14 protein-coding genes and 1 pseudogene are annotated in these 15,086 nt (G+C 35.1%); all 15 read right to left on the reverse strand.

Annotation, left to right across the window (positions count from 1 at the left end):
• Positions 1-154 precede the first annotated feature (154 nt).
• The 15 genes and pseudogenes from AB1I62_RS10630 to AB1I62_RS10700 all read right to left on the reverse strand — a co-directional run bounded on the left by AB1I62_RS10630 (position 155) and on the right by AB1I62_RS10700 (position 15,005).
• Positions 155-1,297: a glycosyltransferase gene (locus AB1I62_RS10630; RefSeq protein WP_010709684.1), complete on the reverse strand. Its 1,143-nt coding sequence runs from the start codon at positions 1,295-1,297 to the stop codon at positions 155-157.
• A complete protein-coding gene (wecB, locus tag AB1I62_RS10635; RefSeq protein ID WP_010709685.1) occupies positions 1,294-2,418 on the reverse strand; it encodes a non-hydrolyzing UDP-N-acetylglucosamine 2-epimerase in 1,125 nt (374 codons plus the stop codon). The genes AB1I62_RS10630 and wecB overlap by 4 nt, the downstream gene beginning before the upstream one ends.
• A gap of 3 nt (positions 2,419-2,421) precedes the next feature.
• On the reverse strand, positions 2,422-3,531 hold the full coding sequence (locus tag AB1I62_RS10640; RefSeq protein WP_010709686.1) for a capsular polysaccharide biosynthesis protein CapF: 1,110 nt from the start codon (positions 3,529-3,531) through the stop codon (positions 2,422-2,424).
• A complete protein-coding gene (locus tag AB1I62_RS10645; protein WP_010709687.1) occupies positions 3,528-4,550 on the reverse strand; it encodes a polysaccharide biosynthesis protein in 1,023 nt (340 codons plus the stop codon). The genes AB1I62_RS10640 and AB1I62_RS10645 overlap by 4 nt, the downstream gene beginning before the upstream one ends.
• Before the next feature lie 19 nt (positions 4,551-4,569).
• The gene (locus AB1I62_RS10650) at positions 4,570-5,835 is read right to left on the reverse strand and encodes a glycosyltransferase family 4 protein (protein WP_225596067.1); all 1,266 of its coding nucleotides are present in this window, start codon (positions 5,833-5,835) and stop codon (positions 4,570-4,572) included.
• Positions 5,792-6,409, reverse strand: a complete 618-nt coding sequence (locus AB1I62_RS10655; RefSeq protein ID WP_010709689.1) for a sugar transferase — start codon at positions 6,407-6,409, stop codon at positions 5,792-5,794. Before AB1I62_RS10655 ends, AB1I62_RS10650 begins: the two co-directional genes overlap by 44 nt.
• Positions 6,402-7,520 carry a DegT/DnrJ/EryC1/StrS family aminotransferase gene (locus AB1I62_RS10660; protein WP_010709690.1) on the reverse strand — a complete coding sequence of 373 codons (1,119 nt, stop codon included), beginning with the start codon at positions 7,518-7,520 and terminating at the stop codon, positions 6,402-6,404. The genes AB1I62_RS10655 and AB1I62_RS10660 overlap by 8 nt, the downstream gene beginning before the upstream one ends.
• A gap of 1 nt (position 7,521) precedes the next feature.
• Entirely contained in the window at positions 7,522-8,154 is a 633-nt protein-coding gene (locus AB1I62_RS10665; protein WP_010709691.1) for an acetyltransferase, read from the reverse strand.
• A gap of 10 nt (positions 8,155-8,164) precedes the next feature.
• A pseudogene (locus AB1I62_RS10670) lies at positions 8,165-9,978 on the reverse strand (nucleoside-diphosphate sugar epimerase/dehydratase).
• Positions 9,979-9,990: 12 nt separating this feature from the next.
• The gene (locus tag AB1I62_RS10675; RefSeq protein ID WP_010709693.1) at positions 9,991-10,752 is read right to left on the reverse strand and encodes a CpsB/CapC family capsule biosynthesis tyrosine phosphatase; all 762 of its coding nucleotides are present in this window, start codon (positions 10,750-10,752) and stop codon (positions 9,991-9,993) included.
• Positions 10,753-10,771: 19 nt separating this feature from the next.
• On the reverse strand, positions 10,772-11,464 hold the full coding sequence (locus tag AB1I62_RS10680) for a CpsD/CapB family tyrosine-protein kinase (protein ID WP_010709694.1): 693 nt from the start codon (positions 11,462-11,464) through the stop codon (positions 10,772-10,774).
• An 11-nt stretch (positions 11,465-11,475) separates the two neighbouring features.
• Complete coding sequence (locus tag AB1I62_RS10685) at positions 11,476-12,255, reverse strand: Wzz/FepE/Etk N-terminal domain-containing protein (protein ID WP_010709695.1); 780 nt, start codon at positions 12,253-12,255, stop codon at positions 11,476-11,478.
• 15 nt (positions 12,256-12,270) lie between these two features.
• Positions 12,271-13,215 carry an LCP family protein gene (locus tag AB1I62_RS10690; RefSeq protein ID WP_048736983.1) on the reverse strand — a complete coding sequence of 315 codons (945 nt, stop codon included), beginning with the start codon at positions 13,213-13,215 and terminating at the stop codon, positions 12,271-12,273.
• A 36-nt stretch (positions 13,216-13,251) separates the two neighbouring features.
• Positions 13,252-14,031, reverse strand: coding sequence for a hypothetical protein (locus AB1I62_RS10695; RefSeq protein WP_010709697.1), 780 nt, complete (start codon positions 14,029-14,031; stop codon positions 13,252-13,254).
• 371 nt (positions 14,032-14,402) lie between these two features.
• The gene (locus tag AB1I62_RS10700; protein WP_025189112.1) at positions 14,403-15,005 is read right to left on the reverse strand and encodes a helix-turn-helix transcriptional regulator; all 603 of its coding nucleotides are present in this window, start codon (positions 15,003-15,005) and stop codon (positions 14,403-14,405) included.
• Positions 15,006-15,086 lie beyond the last annotated feature (81 nt).

Genomic DNA, 15,086 nt, shown 5'->3' on the forward strand with positions numbered 1-15,086 from the left:
CACTTGTCCAGTACATACTATAAACAAAAAAAGAAACTTGAAATATTGACGATGCTTTGCATACTGCTTTCAAACAAATAATAGATTAGATAAACACATATCACAGCTGTTTTTTACTTATCAATTTTTTAGCTATATCTACAGACGTATAAAATTACTTCTTGCCGTTATTCATTATCTTTTCGAGTTTCAAAGAAATATCATCTCTTAAAATTGAGAAATCAATTCTGGATTTCATAAACGCTTTGATGTTATTTTGCATTACTTGATATTCTTCATTAGACATATTATATAAGGCTTTGATTGCTTTTCTAAATCCTTCAATATTTTCCAAAGAACAAATGTAGCCTTCTTGACCATCTTCTATATCATTCCACGGGGTTTTATCACTAAGAATAACTGGGCATCCATTTGACAAAGACTCCGAAATAACGTGTCCGTAATTTTCACTTTTAGTAGGAAATAAGAAAGCATCATACTTCCTAAATACTCCATCAACATCCTCATGACTTATATTTCCTTTATAATTAACCTCTATATTAGCAGGCAAAGCTGCTATTTTTTTTTGACAAATCTCCCAATAATTTTTATCTTCTATAGGACCAAAAATATCCAAATATACATTTTCTTCAAGTGTATTTAAAATTTCAATTGCATAATCTAAATTTTTTTTGGGAACGATTCGAGATAAAAAGACCAAATTTAATTTTTTTTCGTGTTTATTCTTCTTGTTATTCACTTTGCTTGGACTAGGGATATTGGTAAATAATATTGTATCGTTTGATGGAAACAGATTTTTTAAAACGTTATCCTCTTCATTGCTTGTCGATTGAAAATAAATATTTTTATGGAATATATTTCCTAATTTAAAAACATTTATATAAACATTTTTTTTCATACTTTTATTACTTCTAGCTCCGTCTAGCAACTGTCCCCTAGGCGCAATTAGTAACGGTATAGTAAAGTTGGTATAAAAAACTGAGCCTATTAATTTATAATCAAAAAAACTATTTATATATATTAAATCAGGTTTTATTTCCTTGATTACACTACCCATAAGTTTAGAAAAACTTTTTTCTCTATTTACATAGAGAACTTTCGCTTCTGGCCTTATATTCCATCCCTCATTAATGCCCTGCAACCGTTCATTTTCATTAAGGTCATGATCACGCGTAACAATATGGAAAGTATATTTATCTTTTAATAGCTCACAAAAGTTTAGTATACTGACCGGTGGCCCACCATATTTTTGTGCAGGAAAATATCCTTCAGCAACTATTAATATTTTTTTCTTCACTCACCCCACACCACCCGATTCACATAGTCGGTATAAGATAGGATAATGCGCAAAACTTTTTCCGAAACATTTGGCATAGAGTAGTCTGCCACATGGCGCAAAGTATCTTTTTCTTGTGTTCCCAATACTTCTAGTCCTTGCATTATCCGCTCTTTTTCTAGTCCAACCATCATCACACTGGCTTCTTCCATTGCTTCTGGACGTTCATGCGCTTGTCTGATATTTAGTGCCTTGAAATTCAAGATAGAGGATTCTTCACTGATTGTCCCGCTATCACTTAGTACCGCTTTTGCATGGATCTGCAGTTTATTGTAATCATTAAATCCCATAGGTTTCATCGTTTGGATCAACTCGTGGAACTTGATTCCTTTTGATTCGATCATTTTCATCGTACGCGGATGCGTACTCACGATAATTGGTAGTTGATAAGTTTCAGCAATTGCATTTAAACTATCTACTAGATTTGAGAAATTGCTTTCTGAACTGATATTTTCTTCACGATGTGCGGAGACCACAAAATAATGCCCTTCTTTTAACTCTAATCGTTCAAGGATATCTGACTGTTGGATGTCTTCTTTTCTTGAATTCAATACTTCAAACATTGGGCTGCCTGTTTTGATGACACGATCTGCAGGTAATCCTTCGCGCAAAAGATATTCTCGTGCAATGTCGCTGTATGTCAAATTGATATCAGCTGTGTGGTCGACGATTTTACGATTCGTTTCTTCTGGGACACGCTGATCAAAACAACGGTTACCGGCTTCCATGTGAAAAATAGGGATATGACGACGTTTTGCTGCAATCGCACATAAACAACTATTGGTATCACCTAATACTAAAAAGACATCTGGCTTTACTTCTTCCAAGATAGGATCAATCTTGATTAAGATATTCCCAACGGTCTCGATTGCTGTACCTGTTGCTGCATTTAAAAAATAGTCTGGTTTCTTCAACTTGAAATCTTCAAAAAACACTTCATTTAGCTCATAGTCATAGTTTTGTCCCGTATGTACCAATACATGGTCAATAGCTTCTGAACTTTCTAAACGATTGATTACAGCAGATAAACGAATGATTTCTGGGCGCGTGCCTACCACTGTCATCACTTTTAAATTTTTCATTGATTAAACCTCCACATAATAAGTATCTGGATGTTCTGGATCAAATGGCTCATTGACCCACATCACAGTTACCATGTCTGTTGTTCCTAGATTTTCAATATTGTGCGTATATCCCACTGGAATATCTACTACTTCCAACTTTTCTCCAGAAACAAAATACTCAATTACTTCACTTGAATCGATTTTTCTAAAACGGATAACACCTTGCCCGCTTACAACTAAAAATTTCTCGTTTTTTGTGTTATGCCAGTGATTTCCTTTGGTGATTCCTGGTTTTGAGATATTGATGGATACTTGTCCGCGATCTTTTGTTCGTAAAAATTCAGTAAACGATCCACGATTATCTATATTCATTTTTAGAAAATAAGAAAAATCATCTTCTGGCAGAAAACTCAAATATGTGCTGTACAGATTTTTTTCTACTCTTCTGGCAAGGTTTGGCACACTCAAATCTGTTCGGCTGTTTTTAAATGAAGTAATCAGTTCTTTTAGCTCACCAATCGTCACTTCATCTGTTTCTCGAACTGCACAATAGCCATTTTCCATATAAGGTTTACCATTCAGACAATGAAGTAATTCTTTTACTACATCATCGATATAACAAAGTTCAACGGCCGCATTTGGATCATTGACTGTGACTTCTTCATTTCTTGCGATTTTATAACAGAATGTTGCTACTACCGTATTGTAATTTGGTCGTGACCATTTTCCGTATAAATTTGCAAAACGATAAATATAAACAGGTGCTCCGGTTTCCTCTTGATAGGATTTCAAGAGTTCTTCACCAGCTTTTTTACTTTTTCCATAGGAATTTTCGAGTGCTGCTTGGATAGAAGAAGAAATCATCACAGGACAAGTATTTTGATGCTCTTTTAATTTTGAAAGCAATTCTGAAGTGAAACCAAAATTCCCCTCCATAAATTCTACCTCATTTTTTGGTCGATTGACACCAGCTAAATGAAAAACAAAATCTGCTTTTTTGCAATATTCATCTAATAAATCCTTTGGTGTATCTATGTCAAAACTGAAAATATCTGTGTAGCCTTCATTTTTTAATTCAGCAATCAGATTTTTCCCAACAAAGCCGTTTGCTCCAGTCACTAAGATATTCATTTGTTTTGCCACTCTTTCAATTCTTTTTTAACGTAATCTAATTCAAGAAGTCTTTCCTTGATTTGCTCAATAGATAAGCGTTGCGTATTGTCTGAATTGTATTCTCCTTCTTGTGTTAATTCCTTACTGCCTTCCACAAAATATTTATCATAATTAAGATCACGTGTGTCTGCCGGAACGCGATAAAAGTCACCCATATCTTGGGCTACTAAATATTCTTCTTTCGTTAATAACGTTTCATACTGCTTTTCTCCATGACGTGTCCCAATTACATGAATTTCATTTTCTGCCTGAAATAGTTCTTTCACTGCTTGGGCTAAATCCCCAACTGTCGAAGCAGGTGATTTTTGTACCATGATATCTCCGGCTTTTGCATTCTTAAAGGCAAAAACAACTAATTCTACAGCTTCTTCTAAACTCATCAAGAAACGTGTCATCTCAGGATCTGTCACAGTTAAAGGTTTATTCGCTTTGATTTGGTCAATAAAAAGCGGGATGACTGATCCGCGAGAAGCCATTACATTTCCGTAACGAGTCCCGCATATCGTCGTGCGTTCTTCCGAAACAGTTTTTGCTTTTGCAACAAACACTTTTTCCATCATCGCTTTAGAAATCCCCATTGCATTGATAGGATAAGCTGCTTTATCTGTTGATAAGCAAATCACTTTTTGAATATCCATTTCGATGGCAGCTGTCAGCACGTTGTCGGTTCCTACAATATTTGTTTTTACAGCCTCCATAGGGAAAAATTCACAAGAAGGTACTTGTTTAAGTGCAGCAGCATGAAACACATAATCAACCCCATACATCGCATTTTTCACGCTATTAATATCACGAACATCACCAATGTAAAATTTCAATTTATCGTTATTGTATTTTTTCCGCATGTCGTCTTGTTTTTTCTCATCCCGTGAAAAAATGCGGATTTCTTTAATATCAGAATCTAAAAATCGTTTCATTACTGCGTTACCAAAAGAGCCAGTTCCGCCAGTGATTAATAATATTTTATCTTTGAACATGCTTTGTTCTCCCTTTTTATCATTTAAAATGCTTCATGATTGTAGTATAGCTTTTTTCTACATCAAAATTATTTTTCAAATAAATAAATGCATTTTCCCCTAAGATATTTCTGGTATTCTTATCTTTCAGTTTTTCCATATTACCTACAAATTTTCTTAAATCTCCGTGTTCTGAACAATATCCAAACTGCCCCTCCACTATCATTTCTTTCAAATCTGTAGATCTGTCTACCGCTGCTAAAATAGGTTTTCTTGACTCCATATATCCTAGTATTCTAGAAGGAATATTTGGGATAGTGAATCTTTTGTCTAAAAATACTAAACCTATATCTGCAATAGATTCCACTTTTTTATACTCATTTTTAGGTAATCCATTAATTAATAATGTATTTTTTATATCATTAGAACTTAAATATTTTTTTATTCGCTCATATTCTGTTCCAGAACCAACTATTAATAAGAAAAAATCTTTTCTTTCTTCTAGACTTTTTATTATTTCTAAAAGAAAATCAACTCCTTGGGGCTTTCCTAAATTGCCGCCATACAGCATTACCACTTTATCTTCTGGAATACCATATTCACTGCCTATTTCCTTTTTGAGGAGTTGACAGTCTACCTTATCGTTTTTGATTCTAATAGAATTAGGATTTATTTCCACAATTTTTCTTCTATCAAATTCATTATGGTGGAGTATATATTGAGAATTTTTTTCTGACATTGTTCCTATATAGTCAGATACTTCGTATAACGAAACTTCCTTTTTTCTAAAATATTTATAAATCAAACTTTTTTTCGAGATTTTGCCCAGATCAACTGCATTTTGTGGAAATATATCTTTCAACAAAAGATAGCTTTTGCAGTTGTCTCTTTTCTTTATAAAATCAACCACTTTAGCAAAAGTCACCGGAGGGGTAGAGTAAACCACTAAATCAAACTTTATATCTGAAAAATAATGCTTGATTCCGTTTATAAATTGTTGTTCTATCTGTATTGTAGAAATACCTTTTTCTAACAAATTAGTTTTTTGGATATTTCCTATTTTTAATTTTAAAATTTTACATTTATCATTGATTTCGATTAAATGAGTTTTTGTATTTTTTTTTCTTTCAACTGGAGATATGATTGAAACATTGTGTTTGTTTTTTACAAATTCAGAGAGCAAATCAGTATAAATATTACTTTCCTCCAAAATTTCGAAATCTAAAAGAGTAAGAAATAGAACGTTCAATGACATAATGCATTTAACTCCCTTTAAATTTTTCTGGTGTACTGTTGGTGATTGCATCGATATTCTCTTTCATAATTACTTTTGCGCAAGTTTTAACTATAATCGCTATATCACCAAAAAAGCTGATTTTCTTCACATACTGGAGATCCAAATCAAATTTTTCTTCCCAACTAATTGCATTTCTTCCGTTAACTTGGGCTAATCCAGTTAAACCAGGTCTCACGTTGTGTCTTTTCTTCTGTTTTTCATTATAGAGAGGCAGATATTCCACTAATAATGGACGAGGCCCAACGATCGACATATCCCCTTTTAAAATATTCCATAGTTCAGGTAGTTCATCTAAACTGGTTGCTCTAAGCATTTTACCGAACTTTGTTAAGCGAACATCATCTGGTAAATAATTTCCGTTCTGATCTCTTTCATCAGCCATTGTTCGAAATTTATACATAGAAAAAATTTTTTCATTTTTACCTGGACGCTCTTGTTTAAAAATAACAGGAGAACCAAGCTTAGTTTTTACTAATATTGCGACAATCAAAATAATCGGAGATAAAATGATAAGAGCAATTCCTGATAATAAAATATCTAGTGCTCTTTTTCCAATAAGTTGATAAAACGTTTTTTTACGCATGATTGATCACTCTTTTAATGGTAGTTACTACGCGATTTAAATCTTCATCTGACATTTTTGTGTCTGAAGGCAAACAAACACCTGATTCAAATAAAGTCTCTGCAACATTATCACCAATATAATCATATTGTTTGAAAACAGGCTGCAGATGCATTGGTTTCCATACTGGACGCGCCTCTATATTGTCTTTGTCCAATTCATCAATAAGGAAAGTAGAATCAAGCCCATTAACTGTTATTACACTCAACCAATAATTAGGCTCATTCCAACTATTTTCTGGCATAAATTGGATATTTGACAGATTTGATAGTTCTTTTTTATAAAAATCGTAAATATAGCGTTTCTTTTCAATTCTATCTTTCAAAACTTTGAGTTGTCCACGACCAATACCAGCAACGATATTGCTCATACGATAATTGTAACCAATCTCATTATGCTGATAGTGACGTGCATTCTCACGGGATTGAGTAGCCCAAAATTTTACTTTATCTATCTTCTCTTTGCTTTCAGAAACTAACATTCCTCCACCTGATGTAGTGATTATTTTGTTTCCATTAAAAGAAAAGATTCCATATTCACCAAATGTACCAGTAAATTTTCCTTTATACGTAGTCCCTAAAGATTCGGCAGCATCTTCTATCAAGGTCACACCATACTCATCACATATTTGCGTTATTTCATCTAAATTAGCTGATAAACCATACAAATGCACCACTAAAACAGCTTTTGCCTGAGGATATTTTTCTAAAGCCTCTCTTAAATGACTTGGACTCATATTCCAAGTCTCATAATCACTATCTACGAATACTGGTACAGCATTCTGATAAATAACTGGATTCACTGTGGCAGAGAAAGTTAGGGATTGGCAAATCACTATATCATCTTTACCGACCCCTGCTGCTTTTAATGCTAAATGTATAGCGGCAGTACCTGAAGAAAGTGCCGCAGCATGTCCAGTTCCAACATATTCTGCTAATTCCTCTTCAAAACCATTGACATTCATGCCTAAAGGAGCCACCCAATTTGTATCAAACGCTTCTTTTACATACGCTTGTTCATAACCTTCTTCACTCATATGAGGAGAAGCTAATAATATTCTTTTTTTATCCAATTTAATCCCATCTTTCTATGATTCTAGCTGGTACACCAACATTTTTAGTATGATTTTCGATATCTCTAATCACTACACTTCCTGCACCTATAATATTTCCATTACCAATAGCTATATTTTGTATAATTTTAGTTCCGACACCTATTTGATTTTTATCGCCTAAAGTAACTTTCCCGGAAAGGTTTACACTAGGAAAAATAGAATTATAATCACCTATTTTTGCATCATGACCAATAGTAGAACTGATATTGATCATATTAAAATTTCCTAGAACAATATCGGCTGTATAAGACGTATACGGCATCAAGATATTCCCAATACCTAAATGGATATTTATTCCTATTAATGCACTAGACGCAATCAAATTTGGGAAAATCAAATTAGTGTTTCCTTTTAACGTTTGATATATTTTCTCTTTTATACGGGGAGAAGCAATCCCCATAAAGACAGCAGTTTTCTTGTCTATATTCATTAGAGATTTTATATTTCCTAAAACAGGTTTGCCTACTACTTTATCACCGTGTATGTTTGATTCATCATCAACGAAACCAATCAGTTCATATTCAGGGAAACTTTGCAGTAAAAAAGCAATCTCTTTACCAAATCCACCTGCGCCTACAATAATTGTTTTCACGTAACTCCCCCTACTTATTCGAAGCATTCGCAAAAGCGACAATATCTTTGGCTAACTGCTTGTCATCTTGCGGCAAGCTATCAACAAATTCCATTACGGTCTTCATCGAATACCCTTTGATGTTCCCGACAAAGATTTTTTCGTAAACTACTTCATCATTTCTTTATCCAATAACAATTCTTCATATAATTTTTCACCTGGGCGAATCCCTGTTTCAACAATTTCGATTTCATCTTCACTATAGCCGCTCAAACGAATCATATTTTTTGCCAGATCAACGATTTTCACTGGTTCACTCATATCTAAAACAAAGATTTCGCCACCTTTTGCTAACGCTCCTGATTGAATCACTAATCGGCTTGCTTCAGGAATCGTCATGAAATAGCGGCTCATGCGGAAATCAGTGATCGTCACTGGTCCGCCTTTTGCAATTTGTTCACGAAAGACTGGGATCACACTGCCTCGAGAACCCAGTACATTCCCGAAACGCACTGCTGAAAACTTCGTGCATCCTTCTTCATTCAATCCTGTCACGATCATTTCAGCGATTCGTTTGGTTGAACCCATGACATTTGGCGGGTTGTTAGCTTTATCTGTCGATACCATGACGAAATTCTTGACCTTGGCTACTTTCGCTGCTTCTGCCACATTTTTTGTTCCAAAAATATTGTTTTTGACTGCTTCTTTTGGATTGCATTCCATCAATGGAACATGCTTGTGAGCTGCTGCATGATAGACGATATCTGGCTGATGCTGCGCCATGATCTCATGGATTTTCTTTCGATCTTGGATATCCGCAATAATCGGTACAATTTCTGTACGTTTCTTTTTATCATTTATACGCAATTCACGATCAATGAGATAAATCGAATTTTCTCCATGACCTAGCAACAATAACTTCGCAGGACAAAATTGAATGATTTGGCGACAGATTTCTGAACCAATCGAACCGCCCGCACCTGTGACAAGAATCACTTTTTCTGTGATTTGGTCTTGGATCGATTCAATATCCAGTTCTACTTCGTCTCTTCCTAACAAATCGACTACATCGATTTTTTTCAACTTAGACACGCTAGTTTTTCCCGAAGCAAGTTCTTCCATGGAAGGCATCGTGCTGACTTTGACATGAGAAGATTCAACTAATTCAAATAGTTCACGTAATTTTTCTCGTGATAAGGAAGGAATAGCGATAGTGACCATTTCGACATCATATTTTTGAATTAATTCAGGCAAATCTTTTAGCATCCCTAATACTTTTTTACCTGAAAGATAGATATTTTGTTTGTTAGGATCATCATCGACAAACCCCACTACACGAATACTTTGAGCAGTTTTAGACCCTATAAAACTGTTATATAAAATACGGCCGCCTTCACCAGCACCAACAATGATTGTATTTTTAGCTGATTCAACGGATGAATAGCTTCTGTTTTTTCTTTCGACATAAATCCGCCAGACCAAACGACTGCCTATGATCAACAATAATGAGAGAAGATAAATGAATGTCACTAAGCGTAGACTATAACGTTCATTGAAAAAAGATAAAACAATAATACTTGAACCTGCACTTGCGGTTAGCGAGCCGAAAATCACAATCATCTCTCTTAAATTTGTATAGCGGTTAATCCTAGTAAATACTTTGAATAAACTGCCATAAAACAAGTAGAAACCCACAGATAAACCTGCTGAAACAAAAACAAGATTTCTTGGTATACCGACAAATGGTTTCATGAACTCTACAGCTTCTATATTGGCGGCAATCAATAATAAACTATCCACTAAAATCAAGGTAATGATCTTTCTTCTCCTTGTTAATACAAACACCCTATATTCCCCCTAAAATAACCCAAACTTCTTCTTCACTTCTGTATATTCTGGATAAACAACCTCATCTCCATTGATTAAATCCTTTGCTACTTGTTTCATCTGCGCTACTTTTTCCTGTCCAAAATCCTTGGCTATCTGCTCATAGCATTCTTTGAGATAAAAGGTTCGTTTAGATATACCATGGGCATCTGACGCAGTCATTTGGACCAGATTATGTTTGACCATTGTTTTGGCTGTTTTTTGGATATCTTTACCAAACACACCCATGTAACTGGGTGCAGTCAATTGAGCAAGGCATCCCATATCGAGGAAGGGCACTAAATGATTGGGATTTTTTCTGAAGTGTGCATTGCGTTCTGGATGAACAATGACGGGTCTCTTTCCCATTTGCAGCAATTCAAAAAAAAGCCGTTCTGCATATAACGGCACTTCCAGTGTCGGAAATTCAATCAATAAATAGGTATCATCTAGGTCTGTAAATAAGATTTCATCTCGACGGATGTCTTCAATCAAATCACCGGTGATTCTTATTTCTTGTCCTTCCAATAACGTTATTGGCAACTGTCGTTTGTCAAATTCAGATTGCACAAAAGAGACCAGAGAAATCACTTCCGACTTTTCATTTCGATACTTTCCATTGTTGTGATGGGGCGTACACAGAATATGTGTGATGCCCTGGCTAATTGCTTTTTCCGCCATGGCAATACTTGCTTCTAGTGTTTCTGCACCGTCATCGATCCCTGGTAAAATATGACAATGTAAATCAATCATTTCTCTCGTCTCCTATAAGTTAATCTCCGTAATAATAGACTGCATCTTTGCTGTGTTCTGCTCCGTTATACACAACGCCGAGGACTTTTGCTTGAGCCATGTCTAACAGTTCTTTTGCTTTTGTCAATGACTCTTTGCGTGACGTGTTTTCGCGTACAACTAATAACGTACCGTCTGTTTTTGAAGACATGATTTGGGCATCTGTGACTGCAACGACTGGCGGCATGTCAAAAATAATGACATCATAAAGATCTTTTGCTTCTGCTAAAAGCTGATCCATTCTTGGGGAATTCAGCAATTCTGATGGGTTTGGTGGTTTAGGACCACTAGGCAAAACAGACAGATTCTCAATTGGTGTTTTCTGTACTTCATCTGCAATATTCCCTGCCGTGCTGAGGATCGTGCTTAACCCGCTGATATTGGTCAATTTAAACGTTTTATATAAAACTGGTTTCCGCAAATCGGCATCTACTAATAAAACGCGTTGGCCAGATTTTGCAAATACAACAGCCATATTCGCTGCAGTTGTTGATTTTCCTTCTCCTGGTCCAGAAGAAGTAACAACGATCGTTTTGATTTGCTGACCACCTGGTGAAGCAAATTGGATATTCGTTCGGATTATGCGGTATTGTTCAGCTACCGGTGAAGAAGGGTTTGTCAATGTAATCAAGCTGACTGCTTGTGTTTGTGGTGTTTTTTGTTTGTGTGCCATTTTTCTTCCTCCTAGACTCTTGAGCGGTTTCTGCGTGAAGGGCCGTTTTTTTCATTTACTGTTCCAGGATGTACAGGAGCGGGTCCTTTTTTGCGAATACCAGCATTTAATTCTTTCGCTGACATTTCAGGAACTGTTCCTAAAACCTGGAAGCCTAATGTTTCAGTTACGAATTTTTTATCCTTCACTGTTCGGTCAAGCAATTCCATCAAGAACGCAATCCCGATACCGACCATTAAACCTAATATCAAACCAATGACTAAGTTCAATTTGTTATTTGGAGAAACAGGTGTCGTATTCGCAACAGCTGCTGAAATAATTGAGATCTTATCAACATTCATCACATCTTTAGCATTTTCTTGAAAGACTTGTGCTGTCATATTGGCGACTTTTTGTGCCGTTACTGCATTCGTATCTGTTGCCTGGATCGAGAACATCTGTGAATTTTGAGACTGATTAACTGAAATAGATTCTTTTATTTCTCCAGCCGTCATTTTCACGTTGTCTTCCGTTTCCAATCGGTCTTTGACTTCATTTAAAACCAAGTCGCTGACGATCATATCTTTATACGTATTGATCATTTGCAAGTTCATATTGACATCATTTGCATTGGTCGTATCTGACTGCGGCAAGGTCACGATCAGCTGTGCTTGTGAACTGTATTTAGGTGTTAAGATAAAGAATGTTGTAACTCCTGCGATTGCTAAACCGGCAAACATTGAAATAAGGATGGTTACCAAATGTTTACGCAATGTTTCAAAAATTTCTTTTAAGCTGATTGTCTCTTCCATTTTTTCTCCACTTTCCTATTTAGTCTCTAGATTTAATTGGTCTTTCAATTCTTTTTGTACACGTTCAAGCTCTTGATCACTTACTCTTTGATAGGAGATGCCGTCTTGCATAAATCCTTCTCCCTGCATTTGATCTTGTTTGATCGTGCCAAATGCATCGCGGTAATCGAAAGCGATTTTTCGCATATCAGTAAAACTCATATCAGTTCTCATATTTGTTTCTAAAGCATTTAAGACGGATTGGTTGTTGCTGATACCATTTAGACTCAAGACTTTTCTCGCTATTCCTTCAACGATTTTCCGTTGACGTTCTTGCCTTCCATAGTCCCCATTTGGATCTTCATAACGCATCCGGGAATATGCTAATGCTTGATCGCCATCTAATGTGGTTTTTCCGATGGTGAAATCATAACCGTCTTGTGAAAAAGTGATGTCATTGTTGACTTCGATACCGCCCACAGCATCAACCAATTCTTTTAAACCCTTCATGTTGATGGATACATAATGATCGATTGGAATATCTAAGTAATTTTGAACAGTATCCATCGCCATGGCTGCTCCGCCGAATGCATAGGCATGGTTGATTTTATCTGTTGTATTATGTCCAACAATCTCGACATAGGTATCTCGAGGAATGCTGACGATGGTTGTTTGTTTATCTTCTGGACTTACTGTAGCAACCATCATCGTGTCAGAACGGCCTTGGTCTACACGTCCTAAATCTCCTGTATCTATCCCCATCAATAAAACCGAAAAAGATTCTTGCTTTGCTAAATCAACTGGTGTTGTTCTAGGACCCTCTGCTCTTTCCACTGTTTGATAGGTTTCCTTGATTGAATGGGAGAGATCTAGATACAGTTTAGTTCCCACCCCAACAACTGCTAAAACCAGTACAACAACGATTCCTAAAATAATCAAAAATATTTTTTTCCCTCTTGATTTTCTTGTTTGCTTTGCCATTTTCCCCTCCGTTAACGAAACTCTTGTACTTGTTCATCAATAACTCACCGTACCGTAGCCCATTTGTTGAGCGACTGTTTCTGCCATCGCTGTGTATTTTTCTTTTATTTTTTCGTTTTGGACTTGTTCGATTTGATTAAGCGCTGTCAAATATTGATCATAAGTAGCCTCAGCAGTTACTTGACCGTCTTTTAATAAAGTATCAAATGCTTGATTTAATTCATTGACCTGTGCGACTTGTGCGTCAGCAAATCCTAAATACTGGATCATCGATGTTTTCCAAGCGTTTTCTTTGAAAAAGTTCAAGTTATCACGTATGTTGGCAATATCCTTTTCCGTTATATTTTCTCTAATAATTACATCATCTTCAGCTTGTTGCCAATTAGAGATTTTTTCAGTAAAAAGTTGATTCACAGATTCTTGTACGTTTAGTTTTGCTTCTGCATCTTTTAATTGGTTCGATACAGTTTCTTTTGTGGTTTGGATAGCAGCAACTTCTTGTGGAAGTTCTGATTGGTCGATGCCGTGGTCGTCTGCTGACAACTTGACGGAAGATAATCTGCTGGAGAGTCTAGAGGTCTCGTCCTTTGTTGCTTCTGGTTTCAGAAAAACTTTCTCTTTTGTGCTATATAAATTGTCTGCTTCTTGTGATAAAGAAGCTAAGGTATCTTTTTGATCGAGGATGGCAGATTCAGCATATGCAATGCGTTGTTCATGCTGTTTTTGGTTATTTATGTAATAGCCAAATCCACAAATCACCGCCGCGCCTAATCCTACCGCAGTAACAGCGAATATTTTAACAATCGGCTTCTCCATATATTCACTCCTAATCATTTATTATACATGAGTAAAAAAATAAGTGCTTTTTCATAACATAAAAATCATCCATCTCAAGTATAAATGAATCAACAAATTAAATAAAGAATTTTCTTAAATATAATCATTAAAAGGGTTCTATGTAATCTTACCATAAACTTTTTTTTCATTAAAGAAGTTTATGGTAAGATTAAAACGAACAATAAAAAAATAACACTTTACAGATTTTAACTATGTAAATTCTCAGACTGTAGACAAAGTCCCCAAAAAGGGGATGACGTCTACAGTTTTTTCTTTTATACTTAATGTATGAAAACGTTTTAAAGGAGCGTAGAAAAAATGATGTCAAAACATGTATACTGCTATTTGTTTCATCTTTCTACATCAGGAATATTTACACCATTTTCCCATCTATTAATCACATTTTTTCTAGCTGGACAAGTGAAGTTTTGACCAAATTTTTCTAAACTCTCTCCTCTATTTTTTCGAATAGTTTTTATTCTGTTCCCCATCAAATTTTTATCAATACTCGGAAAATTTAAAGAAGCACCACCTAACTTAGTATCTATCAAACTTTCATTTCCATCATTTAACAAAAATAATGCAATTTTTCTTTGAATCTCTTTTGAAAGTTTTCTCCTTCCATTTAAAATATAACTTAGTAAAGCTTCACTAATTCCGATTTTATTTGCTAAATTTTTATTAGATAAATTATTTAGATCCCTATACTCTATTATTCGGTTAATCATATAACTCAAATTCTCTACTTCATTTTTAAGCAATGAATCTACATTCAGAGCCTTGCTTAGCGCAATATCTACATTTTTTGAAATACCTCTTGTACCATTCTCATACTTGACTAAAGCACTTTGAGAAATCCCTGTTAACTCAGATAGCTTCTTTTGAGTCAATTTTTGTTCTTTCCTTAAAGATTTTAGGATATTCCCACTATTATTTTCAAAAATAAAAAGCACCTCCTTAATGAGATGCTTTTATCCTACACTGATAGAAAAAAATCTTCAAGAAAATATTCCATTTTTGTTAATTTTTTTATA

The organism is Enterococcus sp. AN402, from assembly GCF_040719405.1.
GTDB classification, from domain to species: domain Bacteria; phylum Bacillota; class Bacilli; order Lactobacillales; family Enterococcaceae; genus Enterococcus; species Enterococcus faecalis.

What these genes read in the sequence shown, in the direction of transcription:
- AB1I62_RS10675 (WP_010709693.1), bottom strand. Translation starts at nt 10,752, where the DNA reads ATGATTGATTTACATTGTCATATTTTACCAGGGATCGATGACGGTGCA.
- wecB (WP_010709685.1), bottom strand. Translation starts at nt 2,418, where the DNA reads ATGAAAAATTTAAAAGTGATGACAGTGGTAGGCACGCGCCCAGAAATC.
- AB1I62_RS10685 (WP_010709695.1), bottom strand. Translation starts at nt 12,255, where the DNA reads ATGGAAGAGACAATCAGCTTAAAAGAAATTTTTGAAACATTGCGTAAA.
- AB1I62_RS10650 (WP_225596067.1), bottom strand. Translation starts at nt 5,835, where the DNA reads ATGCAATCACCAACAGTACACCAGAAAAATTTAAAGGGAGTTAAATGC.
- AB1I62_RS10645 (WP_010709687.1), bottom strand. Translation starts at nt 4,550, where the DNA reads ATGTTCAAAGATAAAATATTATTAATCACTGGCGGAACTGGCTCTTTT.
- AB1I62_RS10655 (WP_010709689.1), bottom strand. Translation starts at nt 6,409, where the DNA reads ATGCGTAAAAAAACGTTTTATCAACTTATTGGAAAAAGAGCACTAGAT.
- AB1I62_RS10695 (WP_010709697.1), bottom strand. Translation starts at nt 14,031, where the DNA reads ATGGAGAAGCCGATTGTTAAAATATTCGCTGTTACTGCGGTAGGATTA.
- AB1I62_RS10690 (WP_048736983.1), bottom strand. Translation starts at nt 13,215, where the DNA reads ATGGCAAAGCAAACAAGAAAATCAAGAGGGAAAAAAATATTTTTGATT.
- AB1I62_RS10680 (WP_010709694.1), bottom strand. Translation starts at nt 11,464, where the DNA reads ATGGCACACAAACAAAAAACACCACAAACACAAGCAGTCAGCTTGATT.
- AB1I62_RS10640 (WP_010709686.1), bottom strand. Translation starts at nt 3,531, where the DNA reads ATGAATATCTTAGTGACTGGAGCAAACGGCTTTGTTGGGAAAAATCTG.